Origin of the sequence: uncultured Veillonella sp. (assembly GCF_963522475.1) — a bacterium.
Lineage (GTDB): Bacteria > Bacillota > Negativicutes > Veillonellales > Veillonellaceae > Veillonella.
Genome location: NZ_CAUQYW010000013.1, coordinates 1 through 18,538, shown reverse-complemented (window position 1 = coordinate 18,538; position 18,538 = coordinate 1). Strand labels below are relative to the sequence as shown.

General features: G+C 39.7%; 14 protein-coding genes and 5 tRNA genes. 1 reads left to right on the top strand and 18 read right to left on the bottom strand.

Going from position 1 to position 18,538, the window contains the following annotated elements; genetic code table 11:
- Positions 1-9: 9 nt before the first annotated feature.
- Together rpoB and RWP19_RS07520 are read right to left on the bottom strand one after the other, a co-directional pair.
- Positions 10-4,164, bottom strand: coding sequence for a DNA-directed RNA polymerase subunit beta (gene rpoB / locus RWP19_RS07525; RefSeq protein WP_314357157.1), 4,155 nt, complete (start codon positions 4,162-4,164; stop codon positions 10-12).
- A 330-nt stretch (positions 4,165-4,494) separates the two neighbouring features.
- A complete protein-coding gene (locus RWP19_RS07520) occupies positions 4,495-5,910 on the bottom strand; it encodes an aspartate ammonia-lyase (RefSeq protein ID WP_314357155.1) in 1,416 nt (471 codons plus the stop codon).
- Between the two features lie 300 nt (positions 5,911-6,210).
- On the opposite strand from RWP19_RS07520, the gene RWP19_RS07515 reads away from it, so the two are divergent.
- Positions 6,211-7,827, top strand: a complete 1,617-nt coding sequence (locus tag RWP19_RS07515; RefSeq protein WP_314357153.1) for a glycosyltransferase family 39 protein — start codon at positions 6,211-6,213, stop codon at positions 7,825-7,827.
- 152 nt (positions 7,828-7,979) lie between these two features.
- Here RWP19_RS07515 and rplL read toward each other — a convergent pair whose 3' ends face one another.
- The 16 genes from rplL to RWP19_RS07435 all read right to left on the bottom strand — a co-directional run.
- The gene (gene rplL, locus RWP19_RS07510; protein ID WP_005385476.1) at positions 7,980-8,348 is read right to left on the bottom strand and encodes a 50S ribosomal protein L7/L12; all 369 of its coding nucleotides are present in this window, start codon (positions 8,346-8,348) and stop codon (positions 7,980-7,982) included.
- A 70-nt stretch (positions 8,349-8,418) separates the two neighbouring features.
- Positions 8,419-8,925 (bottom strand): 50S ribosomal protein L10, encoded by a 507-nt coding sequence (rplJ, locus tag RWP19_RS07505; RefSeq protein WP_060924345.1) that lies wholly within the window; start codon positions 8,923-8,925, stop codon positions 8,419-8,421.
- Positions 8,926-9,099: 174 nt separating this feature from the next.
- Entirely contained in the window at positions 9,100-9,810 is a 711-nt protein-coding gene (gene rplA / locus RWP19_RS07500) for a 50S ribosomal protein L1 (RefSeq protein ID WP_005385473.1), read from the bottom strand.
- A 75-nt stretch (positions 9,811-9,885) separates the two neighbouring features.
- Complete coding sequence (gene rplK / locus RWP19_RS07495) at positions 9,886-10,311, bottom strand: 50S ribosomal protein L11 (RefSeq protein ID WP_004693535.1); 426 nt, start codon at positions 10,309-10,311, stop codon at positions 9,886-9,888.
- Positions 10,312-10,413: 102 nt separating this feature from the next.
- Complete coding sequence (gene nusG, locus RWP19_RS07490; protein WP_005385471.1) at positions 10,414-10,950, bottom strand: transcription termination/antitermination protein NusG; 537 nt, start codon at positions 10,948-10,950, stop codon at positions 10,414-10,416.
- A gap of 12 nt (positions 10,951-10,962) precedes the next feature.
- Positions 10,963-11,184, bottom strand: a complete 222-nt coding sequence (gene secE / locus RWP19_RS07485; protein ID WP_060924347.1) for a preprotein translocase subunit SecE — start codon at positions 11,182-11,184, stop codon at positions 10,963-10,965.
- A 41-nt stretch (positions 11,185-11,225) separates the two neighbouring features.
- Positions 11,226-11,375, bottom strand: coding sequence for a 50S ribosomal protein L33 (rpmG, locus tag RWP19_RS07480; protein ID WP_004693530.1), 150 nt, complete (start codon positions 11,373-11,375; stop codon positions 11,226-11,228).
- 270 nt (positions 11,376-11,645) lie between these two features.
- Entirely contained in the window at positions 11,646-13,883 is a 2,238-nt protein-coding gene (locus RWP19_RS07475; RefSeq protein WP_314357152.1) for a nitric-oxide reductase large subunit, read from the bottom strand.
- 177 nt (positions 13,884-14,060) lie between these two features.
- On the bottom strand, positions 14,061-15,248 hold the full coding sequence (tuf, locus tag RWP19_RS07470; RefSeq protein WP_126413463.1) for an elongation factor Tu: 1,188 nt from the start codon (positions 15,246-15,248) through the stop codon (positions 14,061-14,063).
- Between the two features lie 242 nt (positions 15,249-15,490).
- Positions 15,491-15,567, bottom strand: a tRNA-Met gene (locus RWP19_RS07465).
- 5 nt (positions 15,568-15,572) lie between these two features.
- Positions 15,573-15,648 (bottom strand) — tRNA-Thr (locus RWP19_RS07460).
- A 30-nt stretch (positions 15,649-15,678) separates the two neighbouring features.
- Positions 15,679-15,754: transfer RNA gene (locus tag RWP19_RS07455), tRNA-Met, on the bottom strand.
- A gap of 5 nt (positions 15,755-15,759) precedes the next feature.
- Positions 15,760-15,844, bottom strand: a tRNA-Tyr gene (locus tag RWP19_RS07450).
- A gap of 10 nt (positions 15,845-15,854) precedes the next feature.
- Positions 15,855-15,930: transfer RNA gene (locus tag RWP19_RS07445), tRNA-Thr, on the bottom strand.
- 172 nt (positions 15,931-16,102) lie between these two features.
- Entirely contained in the window at positions 16,103-17,479 is a 1,377-nt protein-coding gene (locus tag RWP19_RS07440; RefSeq protein ID WP_314357149.1) for a YadA-like family protein, read from the bottom strand.
- A 214-nt stretch (positions 17,480-17,693) separates the two neighbouring features.
- A partial coding sequence (locus RWP19_RS07435; RefSeq protein ID WP_314357147.1) for a YadA C-terminal domain-containing protein occupies positions 17,694-18,538 on the bottom strand: 845 nt, incomplete at its 5' end.

Genomic DNA, 18,538 nt, shown 5'->3' with positions numbered 1-18,538 from the left:
TAGATAGTTTTAGTCTTCATCGTTAGAGGAATCGCCCATTGGGAACGCCAATTGGCTAAGGATATCATCTTCACCGCCGTTATCAGCAGGTGCTTCTTCCTCTACTTCTGGCTCTACTACAGTTACTTCATCAGTTTCTACTGCACTGCCTTCCATAACTTCTTCAATACCAGTTTCTACCACTTCATCTTCGTCATCAAGTTCTTTCATAACAACTTCTTCTTGATCTTCATTCAAGATTTTTACATCAAGACCAATACTTTGAAGTTCTTTGAGCAATACCTTGAAGGACTCAGGTACACCTGGTTCAGGGATATTTTCGCCTTTAACGATTTTTTCGTATGCTTTCACACGACCAACAACGTCATCAGACTTAACAGTTAATAGCTCTTGAAGTGTATAAGCTGCGCCATATGCTTCGAGAGCCCAAACTTCCATTTCCCCGAAACGTTGACCACCGAATTGAGCTTTACCACCCAATGGTTGTTGTGTAACAAGGGAGTACGGACCTGTGGAACGAGCATGGATTTTATCATCAACCAAGTGATGGAGTTTAAGCATATATACGTAACCAACAGTTACACGGTTATCCATTGGTTCACCAGTACGACCATCGTACAATACTGTTTTACCATCATCGGAACGACCAGCAATGCCTAATGTTTCAAATACGTCTTTTTCATGTGCACCATCAAATACAGGTGTAGCAATATGAATACCAGCTACATCTGGTTTTGGCATGCCATATGTTTCATAGTCGTAACCAAGGCCTTCGAGTTCATGACGAATTTCAACGCGTTTAGCACGAGCAGACTCAATATGGTTCAATGTAGTTTTAACTTTATTAATAGCTTCTAATTCTTCTACAAGAGCAGGATCCATTTCTGGAGCGTCTTCTTCAGAGTCGAAGAACTCTACATGAAGCGCATTGTATTTGGCTTCAATAGCTTTAAGTTCTTGATAACGAGCTTCGCCGCCAAGAGCTTCAAGTTTCTTTTGCGCTGCAGATTCTACATGATCAAGAATTTGAGATTTCAAGTCAATGATTTTTTCATCGATATCGAAATGAGGAACTGTTACATCTTCTTTAGCTTTTGCTTCTAATTCTTCAATTTCAGCATATAAGCCGCGAATAGCGTCAATTTGTTCCCAGTAAGATGCATCAGTACGAGCTTCTTTCAATACATTTTGGATGTGAAGGTCTGTAGCTTTGATTTTCATACCTAAGCCTTGAACAGCCCAGCCCAAGTGAGTTTCAAGAACCTGACCGATGTTCATACGAGAAGGTACGCCCAATGGGTTCAATACGATTTGTACTGGAGTACCATCAGGAAGGAATGGCATATCTTCTTTTCTCATAACGCGAGAAACGACACCTTTGTTACCATGACGGCCCGCCATTTTATCGCCTTCGTGAATCTTACGTTTTTGAGCAATATATACGCGAACAAGTTTATTTACACCTGGTTGTAATTCGTCACCGTTTTCACGAGTGAAGACCTTAACGTCTACAACTTTACCAGATTCGCCATGAGGCACGCGCAAGGATGTGTCGCGCACTTCGCGTTCTTTATCACCAAAGATAGCACGTAACAAACGTTCTTCAGGAGTTAATTCAGTTTCACCTTTTGGTGTAGCTTTACCTACGAGAATATCGCCAGGGTGTACTTCTGCACCGATGCAAATGATACCATCTTCATCAAGGTTTTTAAGAGTGTCATCACCAGTATTAGGCAATTCACGAGTAATCTCTTCAGCACCTAATTTAGTGTCACGCGCATCACATTCGTATTCTTCAATATGAATGGATGTATAAATATCTTCTTTGCAAAGTTCTTCACTAAGCAAGATCGCATCTTCGTAGTTATAACCTTCCCAAGGCATGAACGCTACAAGAACGTTATAACCTAATGCCAATTCACCGCCATCAGTAGCAGGACCATCAGCCAATACTTGGCCTTTTACAACATGGTCGCCACGATTAACGATTGGTTTTTGGTTAAAGCATGTAGATTGGTTAGAACGAAGGAATTTATTCAAACGGTATGTATCGACACGACCATCGCTATCGCGAAGAACGTGTATTTCATTACCCCAGCAACGTACAACTTTACCAGCTTCACGTGCAAGAACGCAAACGCCAGAGTCTGTAGCAGCTGTATATTCCATACCTGTACCAACAAGTGGAGCTTGAGCACGAAGTAAAGGCACTGCTTGACGTTGCATGTTCGCACCCATCAAGGCACGGTTAGCATCGTCATTTTCAAGGAATGGAATCATAGCTGTACCAATAGATACAACTTCTTTTGGGCTAACGTCCATGTAGTCTACTTTATCAGGCGTAACTTCCAATACGTCATGACCACGACGACAAGCTACGTGTTCATTAGTAAAGTAACCTTCAGCATCGATCGGAGAGTTCGCTTGGGCAATTGTCATGCCTTCTTCTTCATCTGCAGTCATATAAGCTACAGAATCAGTAACACGAACTTTAATAACCTTGTCAGCATCAGCACCTGTACCGTAGATTTTTTCTACCTTACGGTATGGAGCTTCAATGAAACCGAATTCATTTACTTTCGCATAGTTAGACAAGGAGTTAATCAAACCGATATTTGGACCTTCTGGGGTTTCAATAGGACACATACGGCCATAGTGAGAGTGATGCACGTCACGAACTTCGAAGCCTGCACGCTCACGAGATAAACCGCCAGGACCAAGGGCAGATAGACGACGTTTGTGAGTCAATTCTGCTAATGGGTTTGTTTGGTCCATGAACTGAGACAATTGGGAAGAACCAAAGAATTCTTTGATTGCTGCCACTACAGGACGAATGTTAATCAATGCTTGAGGCGTGATGGATTCAATTTCTTGAATTGTCATACGTTCACGAACAACACGTTCCATACGAGTTAAACCAATACGGAATTGGTTTTGTAACAATTCACCTACACAACGAAGACGACGATTACCCAAATGGTCGATATCATCTGTGTGACCTGCACCATCCATAAGGTTAAGCAAGTAAGAGATGTTAGCAATCATATCTTCCCGTGTTACTGTACGGTGATCGAATGGCAAATTGCAGTTATTACAGATAACTTTGGACTCTACACCATCGTTATTTATGATGTAGAATTCAGCGAAACCTTCGCCATCGAATACATGGCTATTAGCAACGATATCAAGTTGTTCTTCCCCAACTTGTACACCTGCATCAAGGATAATTTCGCCAGTTTCTGGATCTACGATAGGTTGTGCCAATGTTTGACCCAACATACGTTGACGCCAGCCAAGTTTTTTGTTCAATTTGTAACGACCAACGCGCGCTAAGTCATAACGACGTGCATCGAAGAACAAGTTATCGAACAAGTTACGAGCGGACTCTACAGTAGGAGGCTCGCCTGGGCGTAATTTTTTATAGATTTCAACCAATGCTTCATCAGCAGATTGAGTTGTATCTTTTTCTAATGTACGAACGATGCGTTCATCATATACTGGCAAACCATCTTCATCAGTTTTACCGTTCCAGAAGAGGTCCAGGATGCTTTCATTAGTATCCCAACCTAATGCACGTACCAATACAGTAGCTGGTAATTTACGGTTACGGTCAATACGAACAGCCACAACTTCGCTTGCATCAGTTTCAAGCTCAATCCATGCGCCACGGTTAGGAATAACTGTGGAATCATACAAACGGTTACCCATTGTATCGATTTCTTTATTGTAGTAAACGCCTGGAGAACGTACCAATTGGGATACGATAACACGTTCTGCACCATTGATGATGAAAGTACCTGTATCTGTCATCAATGGGAAATCGCCCATGAATACCTCTTGTTCTTTAATGTCCATATTTTCTGGATCATTATTTACCAAGCGAATATTTACACGAAGTGGTGCTGCGTAAGTAGCATCACGGTTTTTACATTCATTAATATCATACTTAGGTTCACCTAAGCTGAAACCTTCGAAAGAAAGTACTAAATTACCTGAATTGTCTTTAATCGGAGAAATATCGTTGAAAATATTTTGTAAACCACTCTCCAAGAACCACTCATACGATTTACGCTGAATGTCCAATAAATGCGGCATCTTGATAACTTCGTTAATTTTTGCGTACGTATAACGAGTTCGTTTGCCTACCTGTTCAGGTTTGAACATATTTGCTTTCACCCCTATCAAAACACACTGGTCTACCATTTTCTATAACGGCACGGAAAAGACATCTTACAGGTCTCAGTTTTCCTGCTCAGATAACGTCAAATAAAGCAAGGCCCATTTCATTTTTTAAAATAACCTTGCTTTCCATTAACCAAGCACAACCTTGGAAGAAAACCTCATCACTATTCAAGTTATAGTTTTATATCCAAAAGCAGGAAACGCTACTTTTGCAATATATAATTTTATCAGTATTAAAAAAGACTGTCAACCAAAAGGGTTGACAGTCTTTCATTTTCATGCTCTATTCATGTGTCAAGACAACTTACTATATTAGTTGCCTTTTTGTTTTAAAAGATTGGCACCAGCAATACCAGGGCGAGTCATTTCTTTAGGAGAAAGAATATGATTGATTTCATCTTCAGTCAATAAACCTTTTTCCAAAATAATATCACGAATAGCACGACCAGTAGTATACGCTTCTTTCGCAAGTGCAGATGCTGTTTCGTAACCAAGATGCGGCAACAATGCTGTTACGATACCAACGGAACGATTCAACCAGTATTCGCATTGTTCACGGTCTACTTCAAGATCTACGAGCAATTTATCAACGAATGTATTTACACCATTTTTGAGGTAGCAAAGATTATTGAACAAGTTGTATGCCAATACAGGTTCCATTACGTTCAATTCAAATTGACCATTTTCTACAGCCAATGTAATTGTAAGGTCATTACCGATAACTTGGTAACAAACTTGGTTCAATACTTCGGCGATAACAGGGTTAACCTTACCTGGCATGATAGAAGAACCAGGTTGACGAGCTGGTAATTTCAATTCCCCAATACCACAACGAGGTCCAGATGCCATCAAACGGAAGTCGTTGGCCATTTTAATCAATACGAGAGCAGTAACTTTCAAACCGCTAGAAATATCTGCAAAAATATCAGTATTGTTAGTAGCATCGATTAAGTTTTCCGCAGTGTAGAATGGTTCGCCTACTACTTCACTAAGTTCATACGCTACATCATGAATATAATTAGGTTCAGCATTAAGACCTGTACCAACTGCAGTAGCCCCCATGTTAATTACATGTGCCCCTTCAACAGCAGATTTAATCCGTCTAATACCACGACGGATACCAGATGCATAAGCACCCATTTCTTGACCTAATGTAATTGGCACTGCATCTTGTAAGTGAGTACGACCCATTTTCAAAATTTCGCTATATTCATCAGCCTTTTTCTCAAGTTCATCAACTAAGCGTTGTAATGCTTCAAGTAAAGGTTTAGATTTCAAAATGGCACATACTTTAATAGCTGTTGGGAACGCATCATTTGTGGATTGCGCCATGTTACAATGGTTGTTAGGGCTTACGATATCATAGCTACCTTTTGGATGACCTAAAATTTCACATGCACGGTTAGCCAATACTTCGTTCATATTCATGTTTACAGAAGTTCCCGCACCACCTTGAATTGGGTCAACTGGGAATTGATCAGCAAATTTACCTTCAATTACTTCGTCTGCAGCTTGTACGATAGCTTTACCTATAGATACATTTAAGCGACCAGTTTTCATATTCGCTAACGCAGATGCTTTTTTAACCATCGCCAAAGCTTTAATAAAATCTTGGTCTAAATGTTTACCTGTAATATGGAAGTTCTCTAATGCACGAATTGTTTGTACACCATAATATAATTCATCAGCTACTTCTAATTCACCTAGAAAATCATGTTCTTTTCTCATAATAAATCCTCTTTCTACTATTTTTATACAAAATAGTATTTCAATGAAACGGTTTTATCTTACGCGCTCATTATAGCATGTATTTTGTATACATAAAAGTCATTTCATGTATTCTGTACAAACAATATTCTATACAATATATTATTTCACAAATAATTTTGTTCATAAATAATTCTATTCATAAATAATTCTTTTTGTAACTGTTTCTGTATTGTAAAAGATCTATATTTAACTTTCATCGGTTTAATTATTACACGCCCTATAGTACAATAATATAAACTATGTAAGTAAGGAGTCACTATGATTAACAATCACATGCTGCGCATAGGTGCGCTTTTTTTATTGACCGTACTGAGTTACGGTTTCTATAACGCCTATCTCCCCATAACAGATCCGGTAGAATCCAACTATGTTTTATCTGCTATTACAATGTTAAAACATAACTCATGGATATCCCCCATGATATATGACCAAGTTTGGTATGATAAACCGCCCCTCACCTATTGGGCACTCATGATCAGTTATAAACTATTTGGCATATCTGACTTTACATCACGTATACCGAATACACTTATTGCCAGTGGCAGTGTAGCACTTATGTATCATCTTGTATATCGTATTAAAGGATCTAAGCATATAGCTGTTATGAGTGCACTGCTTTTATTTAGTGCCTTACAGTTTTGGTACATTTCACATGCAATCATAACTGATGGCTTTCTCTTTTTCTTTTCATTAGCCATATTTGGCTATTCCTATCTAGCCTTGGCTAAAAATGACAAATGTTCTATGGTAAAAGCCTACGGAGCAGCAGCTTTAGCAGTGGTAACTAAAGGACCAGTCGGTATTGTTTTGCCTGGATTAATACTATTACTATTCATTGCTGCACGATGGTTCACCCAAAAAAATAATGATAATTACTCACTAGCTAAGAATATTACACTTCTATTTAACCCTTTAGGAATCTTACTATTTATAGTTCTTGCTAGCCCATGGTACATTGCTATGTATTCAATTCACGGCCAAGAATTTATATCTGGTTTCCTAGGGCTTCACAACATGGAGCGAGCACTTGTATCTGAGCATCCCAAATTTAATGTTTGGTATTATTACTTAATCATTGTCCCTCTTGCTCTTTTACCATGGACACCAGCTGTTATTTACCACCTCAAATCTATTAACTGGAAACAAAATTTTTATCTTCTTGGGGCCATCTGGTTTGTAGTGATTATATTATTTTATTCTCTAGTAGCGACAAAATATATAACTTATACTTTACCGGCCATAATACCTTGTATTATTTGGGGGGCTGAAGCTATTATAAATAGCTTTCATAATAAGAATAGTAGTTTTAAATATATTGTTACCATCCCATTAGCGATATATCCCCTCTTATTCCTAGTAGCCAGTATAGCAACGCCTGAGTTAAATCCAATACCACTAATTATTGCATTTGTCATCATAGTATTATTCGTTTTATTAACAAAGCAATATAGAAAGAATAAATTACCATTATCTATTTGTTTAGCTACACCTCTAACCATTTTATATACGGCTATTACAATAACGGTAACACCTATTTTACTTGATCAATCTGGACTTCAATTTAAACCATATATTGAATCAAATACACAACATACTTATATATATGGTACATACTATACATCAATTTTGTATTACACCGACGATACACCAACACAAGTATTTGTACATAATACGGATAATCCTCTATGGACAGCAGGTAAAACACTAATGCCTACTATAACTACAGATGAGTTTTATCAAAGACTGATTACAGAACGAGGTGCAACTATCATAGTTCCAAACAAATACAACAAAAACTTTGTTGATTCTCCTGCCTATACAGCAACGAAGGAAATCGGCAAAACAGTATCAGCTAAAGTATATCAAATTCAGTAATTAGAATTTGATATATTAGATAAATACAACATATGTTACTTTGTACTTTTTCTAATTCATACAGGTTATAATGTATCCACATTATAACCTGTATCACATAATAGCAAACAAAAAAGGCGCACCCAAAGGTACGCCTTTTATTATGGCAAGAATTATTTCAATTCTACAGTTGCGCCAGCTTCTTCCAATTGAGCTTTCAAAGCTTCAGCTGCTTCAGTAGCTACGCCTTCTTTTACAGGTGCAGGAGCGCCGTCAACGATAGCTTTAGCTTCTTTCAAGCCAAGACCAGTTGCTTCACGAACAACTTTGATTACGTTGATTTTGGATGCGCCAGCATCTTTCAAGATTACGTCGAAGGAATCTTTAGCAGCGCCGCCTTCAGCACCACCAGCAGCTGCTACAGCTACAGGAGCTGCTGCAGTTACGCCAAATTCTTCTTCAATTGCTTTTACAAGATCATTAAGTTCAAGAATAGTTGCTTCTTTCAATTCAGCAACGATGTTTTCAATGTTCAATGCCATTTTAGTTTTCCTCCATAAAATAGTTTATTGTATCAGTCTTAAGCGACCAATTGATAATGCGCAGAAATTATTATTCTGCAGCTTCTGCAGGTTGAGCTTCTGCAACAGCTTTGACAGCGTATGCAACGTTGCGAACAGGTGCTTGCAATACGGAAAGCAACATGGAAAGCATACCTTCGCGGTTTGGAAGAGATGCAATTGCTTTAACGCCTGCAGCGTCCATAACTTCGCCTTCAACGATACCAGCTTTAACTGTTACAACTTCTTTCTCAGTAGTTTTGATGAATTGTTCAATTACACGCGCAGGTGCAACAGCATCTTCTTTAGAAGTAGCCAATGCAGTTGGACCTTCCAAATGCTCAGCGAAACCTTCAAGATTCAATTCATTTGCAGCAATGCGAGTCAAAGTATTTTTGATTACTTTGTATTCAACACCTTCAGCCAACATTTTGCGGCGAAGATCAGTTGCTTGCGCAACAGTCAAACCAGAGTAACCAATCAATACAGCGCCTTTTGCTTCAGAAAGAGTTTCTTTCATTTGAGCAACGATTGCTTTCTTTTGTTCAGTGACAGCCATTAGATTACCTCCTTGTAGATTTTTTGGTGCTCTATGTACTATCTTAGCGTAAAAAACGACCCCATCGCACGCGATGAGGTCGAACTAGTCCTAGATTGTTCTAGTGTCAGCCTCAGCGGGCGGATTTTCATCCATTATACATACCAGCCGTCTACAGCTAAGAGACATATGTGATTATTGCTCTTTTGTAACGTTGCTCAATTTGAACACGTTCAAAGGCACACCAGGGCCCATTGTAGCGGACAAGGTTACAGATTTAATGTATTGACCTTTAGCTGCTACAGGTTTAGCCTTGATAATAGTATCAACGATTGTACGGTAGTTGTCAAGTAATTTTTCTTCATCGAAGGACGCTTTACCGATGGAGCAAGAAATAATACCTGCTTTATCAGTACGGTATTCGATTTTACCAGCTTTGATTTCGTTTACTGCACGAGCAACGTCTGGAGTTACTGTACCAACTTTAGGGTTTGGCATCAAGCCTTTAGGACCCAAGATTTTACCAAGACGGCCAACTTGACCCATCATGTCTGGTGTAGCAACTACTACGTCGAAGTCGCTCCAACCACCTTGGATTTTAGCTACTAACTCTTCAGAACCTACGAAATCTGCACCAGCTTCTTCAGCTGCTTTAATATTGTCGCCTTTTGCGAATACAAGAACGCGTTTAGTTTTGCCAGTACCATGAGGCAATACTACTGCACCACGAACTTGTTGATCAGCGTATTTAGGGTCGACATTCAAGTTGAAAGCGATTTCAACTGTTTCATCGAAATTTGCAGTTGCAGTTTTCTTAACCAACTCGATTGCTTCTACTGGTTCGTAGAACTTACCAGCTTCAATAAGTTTTACTGCCTCAGCGTATTTCTTACCTACTTTTGCCATTATAATATCCTCCTTATGTGGTCAAACGGGAATTCCCTCCCACCGATTTGCGCTTATGCGCAAGTCGTACGCTTATTAGTCAACGATTTCAATGCCCATGCTGCGAGCAGTACCTTCTACCATGCGCATACCTTGTTCTACGGTATTAGCATTCAAGTCAGGCATTTTCAATTCAGCAATTTCACGAACTTTATCGCGACCTACTTTTGCTACTTTATCACGGTTAGGTACACCAGAACCTTTTGGGATACCTGCAGCTTTTTTCAATAATACTGCAGCTGGTGGAGTCTTAGTGATGAAGTCGAAGCTACGATCTTCATATACGTTAATAACTACTGGGATAATTAAGCCAGCTTGTTTAGCAGTACGTTCGTTGAATTCTTTTGTGAAAGCAACGATGTTAACACCTGCTTGACCTAGTGCAGGACCAACTGGTGGTGCTGGAGTAGCTTTAGCGGCTTCAATTTGTAGTTTTACTTGTTTAACTAATTTCTTAGCCATGGGTAATTAAACCTCCTATGCTTATACTGTGGTGGTAACGGATATATATCCTCCCACTGGCAACCAAAATCGATTGCTCTTTTTAGAGTCATAATATATATATTAAAGAGCTTTCTCAATTTGAGAGAACTCTACCTCTACCTCGGTATCTCGGTTGAACATTTCCACATTAAGTTTCAATGTTCCTTTTTCAGGGTTAAGTTCGGTAATAACACCTAGTTTATCTTCAAAGGCCCCGGACGTAATGCGTACCGTTTCACCAACTTCTACATCGATGTTGATGCTTGGTTTCTTATCCAAGCCCTGAGACTTAAGTATATGTTCTACTTCGGAATCAGAAAGTGGAACTGGTTTAGTGGCAGAACCAACGAAACCTGTTACACCTGGTGTGTTGCGCACAACATACCAAGAGCGGTCGTTAACTTCCATTTCAACCAATACGTACCCAGGAAATATCTTACGTTTTACTACTTTTTTAACCCCATCTTTTTCATCTATTTCGTCTTCAAGAGGTACCAAAATTCGGCTAATCACATCTTGTAGACCCATAGACTGAACTTTAAGTTCAAGAGTGGTTTTAACTTTATTTTCGTAGCCTGAATAGGTATGAATTACATACCACTTCTTATCTGCTTCCATGAAATGGCCCCCTTATCCAACAAAGTGCAACAACGTATTAAAAAGTTGGGCAAAGACTGCATCAAGTATATAGATAATAAAGGCGATAAAAATCGTCACTAAAAATACTACTATTGTATAATTGATGAGTTCTTTTTTTGTTGGCCAGACTACTTTTTTAAGTTCAGCTTTCACACCGCGGAAGAATTTTCCAAATCCACCACGCTGCTGCACTGCTGAGTTAGACTTTGCCATTGTTTCACATCCTCAAATCAACAGGTAATGAATGATAAGAATTATTTTGTTTCACGGTGTAATGTATGTTTACCGCAGAATTTGCAATATTTCATCATTTCAATACGATCAGGATTGTTCTTTTTGTTCTTGTTCGTTTGATAGTTACGTTGTTTGCAATCTGTGCAAGCTAAAGTAATGGCATTACGCATCCGGATACACCTCGCTTTGTATTTACTAAATCTGTCTCTTGTACTCGAAAACGCTCGACTACATACTAAAGAAATATATCATACGTAGCAAGCTATGTCAAGAATTTTGAGCAACTCAAAAAAGCCAGGCACATGTACCTGACATGGATAGTATAACAAAAAATGGCGTTCCTTGTCTATAAAGGAACGCCATTAATATGGTACTAAATTATCACATATTTTTCATACAATTTATGCCGTTAATGCATAGAATTATATTATGTCTGTCAATTAGGATTTCTTCGGAAATAGAACTTTCACAATTTGCCAGAAGAATGCTACAGCACCAACAATTAGTATCGTATCGCCGATGAGACGAGCCCACCGCAAGTTTTGTAACAATGGTTGTTGCATAAATTCTTCACTGCGCGCAAACCATAAGCCATGTGTGATACTAGCCCAGGATTGAATAAGACCGATTGGCAATAAGCTAATAAGCACCATCAATGCAAGCCCTATATTGAGAGCCCAGAAACCGAACTTCATTAGCTTATCGTTAAATTCTACTTCAGGTCGAATATAGCGAGCAATAAGGAATACAAATCCTAGACTTAAGAAACCATACACACCAAACAATGCTGTGTGGGCATGTACTGCAGTTGTATTAAGACCTTGGATGTAGAATAAGGATACAGGCATGTTGATCAAGAACCCGAATACCCCTGCCCCCACTAGATTCCAGAAGGACACGGCAATGAAACAATACACAGGCCATTTTAGACGATGCATCCAAGGAGCACTATGAAGACGTGTATAGTTTTCAAAAGCTTCATAACCTAAGAGTACAAGTGGTACTACTTCTAACGCAGAGAAGGATGCGCCTGTTGCCACGATAGTGGATGTAACACCTGTGAAGTATAGATGATGGAATGTACCAGGGATACCACCGATGAGATAAATAGCCCCAGAAGAGATGGCCGCAACTGTACCAGCACGGTACGATACAAGCCCTAATGTAACAAAGATAAATGCCATCAATGTAGTGGAGAATACTTCGAAGAAGCCTTCAACCCAAAGATGGATTACCCACCAACGCCAGTACTCCATAATTGCCAAATGGCTATGTTCACCATAGAACAAACCTGGGCCATAGAAGATACCTACCATGATAACAGAGAAGATAAAGGCGGCAATAAGGTTTTTATCCCCTTTTTGTTTGAAAGCACCAATAATGCTGCGTATCATGAGTACAAGCCAGAATAGAATACCAATGTATTCAATCCATTGCCAAATACGACCTAGTTCTATATATTCGTAACCTTGGTGTCCGAGAAGGAAATTCCACGCTGCTGGAATTTGATGCGCTACACCTAAGTATGTGCCAGCGAAGGAACCAACTACGAGGACTACAAGCGCCCAGAATAAAATATCTACACCTAGCTTTTGATATTTAGGATCCTTACCACCATTAATAATTGGTGCCAAGAATAAACCAGCGCTTAAGAATGCCATAGCAATCCAGAACAAGGACGCTTGAATATGCCATGTACGGGCAATAGAATATGGGAAATATTGAGCTAAAGGAATACCATAGAACGCTTGACCTTCTACAGTATAGTGAGCAATGATACCACCCATCCCCAATTGGAATAAGAATAATGCTAGGATTGTAAATAAATATTTTCCTAATGAACGTTGAGATGGAGTTAAGGTAATCTTGCTAATTGGATCTTCTGCTGGCGGAACCAATGCATGTTCGTCGTCCTTTTTACCAAAGGACCACAACCATACAACTACACCTATGCCACATAATAAAATGATGACACTCACAACAGACCAGGCAACACTTTCAGGTGTCGGATTGTGATCCAATAAAGGTTCATGTGGCCAGTTATTAGTGTATGTCGCATCGGTACCAGGACGTTGGGTAGATGCCATCCACGTAGTCCAGAAGAAGAAGCGTGCCATATCAATACGGTCTTGTAACTCAGGCAATGTATTGTCCTTCATTGCAAAATGATCACGAGTCAATGTCAACTCTGGATTATCACCATAAAGTTCAACAAAATAACGACCTGTAATATTCATCGCCGTAATGCGCTCTGGAGATAAAACCACGGTTCCATCATCGCGAACTGCACTACCTAGATATTCTTCTTTTACCACTTCTTTAACTGCTGCTTGTTGTACAGGTCCCAATTGGTCATAAAGAGCTCCAAAGGCCTCTTGAGATTTAATATCCAACATCACGGATACTTCTTTATGTAACCAATCTGCTGTCCAGTCAGGCGCTTGATATGCGCCATGACCTAAAACGGTCCCTACCGATTGACCACCTGTAGATTGCCATGCCGATTGACCATGTAAAATATCTTCCTTAGTGAACAAGACCTGTCCATCTTGAGATACATACGCAGTCGGCACTGGCGGTGCTTGATGATACACATCAGTACCTAGATAACCAAGAATAGAAAAACCAATAATAAGAACGGCTACTACGGCTATCCAATACTTTTTGTATTCACCCATCACATTACCTCCTTTTCTATAAAAACACAAAAGGAGAGCCTTTGCTCTCCTTGAGGTAATAATAGCACTATTAGTAGAATAATTCTGTATCTTTGGTTACAAATACAATAAACAATATATAAATTAATACAAAAATAGGACCCCAATTGGGGTCCTATTTACTACAAAGATTATGAATTAACCTTCGATTTCAGTTACAACGCCAGCGCCTACTGTATGGCCACCTTCGCGGATCGCGAAACGAAGACCTTCTTCGATAGCGATTGGAGTGATCAATTCGATATCCATTGTTACGTTATCGCCAGGCATACACATTTCTACACCTTCAGGAAGGTTTACAACACCTGTTACGTCTGTTGTACGGAAGTAGAATTGTGGACGGTAGTTGGAGAAGAATGGAGTATGACGGCCACCTTCTTCTTTAGTCAATACGTATACTTCTGCTTTGAATTTTGTGTGTGGGTTGATGGAACCTGGTTTAGCCAATACTTGACCACGTTCGATGTCTTTACGGTCAACACCACGAAGCAATGCACCAACGTTGTCACCTGCTACTGCAGAGTCCAAAGTTTTGCGGAACATTTCAAGACCAGTTACTACGTATTGTTCAGCTTTTTCTTTCAAGCCTACAACTTCTACTGTGTCGCCTACATTTACTTGACCACGTTCAACACGGCCAGTTGCTACTGTACCACGACCAGTGATTGTGAATACGTCTTCCACAGGCATCAAGAAAGGTTTGTCAGTATCACGAACTGGAGTTGGGATGTAGGAGTCTACAGCTGCCATCAATTCGTCGATTTTAGCTACATATTGAGCGTCGCCTTCCAAAGCTTTCAAAGCGGAACCTACAACGATAGGTACTTCGTCGCCAGGGAATTCGTAGGAGGAAAGAAGTTCACGAACTTCCATTTCTACTAATTCGATCAATTCTTCGTCGTCAACCATGTCAGCTTTGTTCAAGAATACTACGATTGCAGGAACACCAACTTGGCGAGCCAACAAGATGTGTTCGCGAGTTTGAGGCATAGGGCCGTCAGCTGCGGAACATACCAAGATAGCGCCGTCCATTTGAGCCGCACCAGTGATCATGTTTTTAACATAGTCAGCATGGCCTGGGCAGTCAACGTGTGCATAGTGACGGTTTTCAGTTTCGTATTCAACGTGTGCAGTGTTGATTGTGATACCGCGTTCACGTTCTTCTGGAGCTTTGTCGATCATGCTGTAATCTTGGAAATCAGCTTGGCCTTTTTCAGCCAATACTTTAGTGATTGCAGCTGTCAAAGTAGTTTTACCATGGTCAACGTGACCGATTGTACCAATGTTAACATGCGGTTTCGTACGTTCAAATTTTTCTTTTGCCATTAGGATTGTATCCTCCTTCACAAAAACAAATTACATTCTAGTATTAATATAATATATTAACCCTAATTTATCAATGGAATATAAGATTCCCTTATACATTATTATACCATATATAGAAAAACTTCTAAAAATACAAATATTCTTCTAAAATAAAAAAACTGACAAATGTAATCCTTACACTCATCAGCTTCAATTTATATTTTATGGAGAAATAAAAAAATCCTCACCAATGTGAGGTTTAATGGTGGCGGCACACGGATTTGAACCGCGGACACACCGGGTATGAACCGATTGCTCTAGCCAACTGAGCTATGCCGCCATGTATGGAGCTAGTGACCGGGATTGAACCGGTGACCTTATCCTTACCAAGGATACGCTCTGCCGACTGAGCTACACCAGCACAATGAACGTTCACTTCACTGTGAAATTATGGTTGCGGGGACAGGACTTGAACCTGCGACCTTCGGGTTATGAGCCCGACGAGCTACCAACTGCTCCACCCCGCTATAAATGGTGGAGGGAGAAGGATTCGAACCTTCGAAGTCGAAGACGGCAGATTTACAGTCTGCTCCCTTTGGCCGCTCGGGAATCCCTCCAAAAATAAAATGGAGCTGGCGATAGGAATTGAACCCACAACCTGCTGATTACAAGTCAGCTGCTCTACCGATTGAGCTACGCCAGCACACTTACATATAATATTATATATGTTTATATTTACTTTGTCAAGATTTTTTTCACTCTTTTGTGGTGCTCTTGACTACTCGTATATAATAACACATCTAATACATATAATGCAAGTATTTTGTAAAAATTTTTTAACTTTTTCAGAAAATTAATTACCTAATAGTATTTAACTATTTTAGTATCATATGTTTTAACATATCTACATCAGCACGTAATTGTGCATTCTCTGTTTGCAAATCTTTGATGGCTTTCCCTTGTTGCATAATCGTTTCTTGAGCTTCTCGCTGTACTTTCTCTAACCTTTCTGAAAGCACTGCTACCGATGCATTAGGTCCATACTGTTTTGTAGCACTATTTCCTTTTCCGAAGCGTAAGGTAGCTCCTGCATTATATATGAACTTATTTCCTGATAGTGCCACACCTGCATTGAACATAGTTCTCTCATTTGTATAATGAGCAACCCCCAATGCATAACCTATTTTATTTGCATATTGACCAATACCAGCCATCACCTGTGTTGGTTCATCTACTTTGTATTTCACAGGTTTCAATGCCGCAAGTGCTGCAGACATAGCAGCTCCTTGTCTAATTTCACCACGTAGACCATCAATCGCTCGATAAGCTGCCGTCTCTAAAGATTTTAATTGTGCTACATTCACACCATCTGTATCTTCTATCCCCGCAGATAGGCCAATAATTTGACGAGTCTCACCTCCCTCTGGATTACCAATGGATACGGCCCCTTTAGATGATTTCCATGGTGCCTTCGTTTTATCTATCTCACCACGTAATGCCGATAATTGTTGCTTTTTCTCTTCAAGGTCCATTCGATTCAGTTCTAATTTGTTATACGTATCTGGTTCAAGCATATTATCATAATCATCTTGAGCTTTTTTAATTTTTTCTGTTAATTCTGCTCTTGTTGCTTCTAGTGTGTCCACTTCCTGCTTCAATACTGCATAGGCAGCTTCCTTAGCGGTCAACTCTGGACTAGTGATTGTACGCACTTCCAAGGTATTATTCGGTCCTTTCATGGTGAAATCACCAGATGGATCATATCCTACACTTCCAGCTTCTCTATTAACGATAGATCCTGAACCTAATGCAATAGATTCTTTCACTTTACTATTAGCACCTGTACCTAGAGCCACGCTCAAATCTGCATTTGTTTCACTGCCATGGCCAATAGCTACTGATTCCTTAAAGTAACCTCTAGCCGTATTACCTATAGCTACAGCATTTTCAGCAGATACCGCTGTATCACCCACAGCTATTGCATTATCATATGCACTCCATGCACTTCGACCAATAGCCACTCCATTTCTTGTAGATTTTGCTGCATCCCCTAGAGCAACAGATCCAGAATCCACTGCAGTCGCCAAATGTCCGATTGCAACTGCACGATTTCCATTCGTCACAGCCGCACCAGGACCAGCAGCATAATTATTTTTGTCATGTGGTAAAGTTACATCATCTGCTCCATAACTTACACTAGCAGTTAACATTCCCATCCCTAACAATAGTATAGAACGTTTATAATTCATCATTTACCCTCTTATCCTATTACGTAGAACTTTTGCTCAGAGCAAAAATTATCATCAATTACTAAATATTTTTTTCAATATGTATAGTATATTTAATGATTATGAAAGAAAAATGAAGTGCTTTTCTCGAGCAAACCTAAATTTTATCTCTAGAATACAAATTGGGGCTACTCCTTTCTGAGTAGCCCCAACATGTAATGTAAGTATGTAGTTTAACTTATGCTTTTTTCATAATTAGTTGTTTTAGCATTTCAATCGCAGCTTCTTGCTCTGCATTTCTAGCTTTTTCACGTTCTAGTTCAGCTCGAAGCATTTCTAATTCAGATTTAGGAACTGTTTCCACTTCGTCACTACTAGATCCGAATCTGAAAGTAGCCCCTGCATTATACATGTGTTTATTACCTGAAAGAGCAACACCTGCATTGAACATAGTTCTTTCATTTGTGAAATGTGCTACACCCAAGGCAAAGCCCGTTTTGTCCTCATAGTGACCAACGCCGGCCATCACTTGCGTACGTTCATGTTCTTTATAATCCAATGGTTTCAAGGCAGCCAACGCCGCATTCATGGCATTTCCAGAACGGCCTTCATCACGCACATCACCAATGACATCATTCAAACGACGCAACGCTGTATCCACATTGTGATTAGACGTTTTAATCGCATTTGTCACATACTCCACATTCGTAGCTGCCGTTACATCTTTTCCATCAGGGGTTTTAAGGCCTGTAATTACACCAGTACCATTGCCTTTGTCATCCTTTTTGAAAGCAATCGTAGGCATAGGATTGGATGCATCTGTACCGTTGGAAATTGTAATGGTAACATTGTTTCCACCATTAGGTTCCACATTTGGAGGCGAACCTGCCCCTGGATTTGTGTTGCCAGTTGTTCCAGTTCCTGGAGTCGCACCACCTGGTGTTGTGCCTGTACCAGTATTCGTACCGCCTGGTGTAGGATTGCCATTAGGGTTTACGATAGAAATAAAGTCCGGTAAATTTCCTGGGTCACCTTTATCGCCTTTTTCACCTTTCAGGGATGCTAGGTATTCATCTTCTGTTT

Coding starts and splice junctions, on each gene's coding strand:
- rplA (WP_005385473.1), bottom strand. CDS start 9,810: ATGGCAAAAGTAGGTAAGAAATACGCTGAGGCAGTAAAACTTATTGAA.
- RWP19_RS07475 (WP_314357152.1), bottom strand. CDS start 13,883: ATGGGTGAATACAAAAAGTATTGGATAGCCGTAGTAGCCGTTCTTATT.
- nusG (WP_005385471.1), bottom strand. CDS start 10,950: ATGGAAGCAGATAAGAAGTGGTATGTAATTCATACCTATTCAGGCTAC.
- rplL (WP_005385476.1), bottom strand. CDS start 8,348: ATGGCATTGAACATTGAAAACATCGTTGCTGAATTGAAAGAAGCAACT.
- tuf (WP_126413463.1), bottom strand. CDS start 15,248: ATGGCAAAAGAAAAATTTGAACGTACGAAACCGCATGTTAACATTGGT.
- rpoB (WP_314357157.1), bottom strand. CDS start 4,164: ATGTTCAAACCTGAACAGGTAGGCAAACGAACTCGTTATACGTACGCA.
- rpmG (WP_004693530.1), bottom strand. CDS start 11,375: ATGCGTAATGCCATTACTTTAGCTTGCACAGATTGCAAACAACGTAAC.
- RWP19_RS07440 (WP_314357149.1), bottom strand. CDS start 17,479: ATGATGAATTATAAACGTTCTATACTATTGTTAGGGATGGGAATGTTA.
- secE (WP_060924347.1), bottom strand. CDS start 11,184: ATGGCAAAGTCTAACTCAGCAGTGCAGCAGCGTGGTGGATTTGGAAAA.
- RWP19_RS07515 (WP_314357153.1), top strand. CDS start 6,211: ATGATTAACAATCACATGCTGCGCATAGGTGCGCTTTTTTTATTGACC.
- rplJ (WP_060924345.1), bottom strand. CDS start 8,925: ATGGCTGTCACTGAACAAAAGAAAGCAATCGTTGCTCAAATGAAAGAA.
- RWP19_RS07520 (WP_314357155.1), bottom strand. CDS start 5,910: ATGAGAAAAGAACATGATTTTCTAGGTGAATTAGAAGTAGCTGATGAA.
- rplK (WP_004693535.1), bottom strand. CDS start 10,311: ATGGCTAAGAAATTAGTTAAACAAGTAAAACTACAAATTGAAGCCGCT.